This window comes from Vibrio sp. 1580, assembly GCF_033340055.1.
In genome coordinates this window covers 1-741 of the sequence record NZ_JAWOVT010000247.1, presented here as the reverse complement: position 1 = coordinate 741, position 741 = coordinate 1, and the positions used below count along the sequence as shown (strand labels likewise).

General features: G+C 45.5%; 1 pseudogene. It reads left to right on the top strand.

Going from position 1 to position 741, the window contains the following annotated elements:
* A pseudogene (locus R7093_RS25315) lies at positions 1 to 741 on the top strand (D-alanyl-D-alanine carboxypeptidase); the annotation flags it as partial.

The following is a 741-nucleotide window of genomic DNA, read 5'->3' as shown; positions in this document are numbered from 1 at the left end:
AGCTATGTAATCGGCCAAGAGCTAGCGCGTGGTAATATCTCAGAAGATGATGACGTAACCATCAGTAAGAATGCATGGGCGAAAAACTTCCCAGATTCTTCCAAAATGTTCATCGAAGTAAACACATCTGTGTCTCTGTCTGATTTATATCGAGGATTGGTGGTTCAGTCAGGAAACGATGCTAGTGTTGCCATTGCAGAGCACGTCGCTGGCAGCGAAGCAGGCTTTGTTAGCTTAATGAATAGTTGGGCGAGTCAACTTGGTTTGACGAATTCCTCATTTACTAACCCTCATGGTTTAGATAGCGATGGTTTGTATTCAACACCGCATGATATAGCTAAGTTGGGTCAAGCAATCATTCGTGATCTGCCAGATATTTATCCGATGTACAGCGAAACGTCTTTTACGTACAACGGTATTACTCAATATAACCGGAATGGTTTACTTCGTGATCGCAGCATGAACGTTGACGGGATGAAAACGGGCTATACCAGTGGTGCAGGTTACAGTTTGGCGACGTCAGCCACCAATGGCGACATGCGCCTTATCGCAGTTGTCATGGGGGCGAAGAGCCAAAGTGTGCGTGAATCAGAAAGTAAGCAACTTCTTAGTTATGGCTTTCGATTCTACGATACCTTGATGCCAACGGCCGCAGGAACTGATATCGCAAACGCTCGCGTTTGGATGGGGCAAAAGGATGAGTTAAAAGTTGGTGTGAACCGTGATGTTTATCTCACTCTG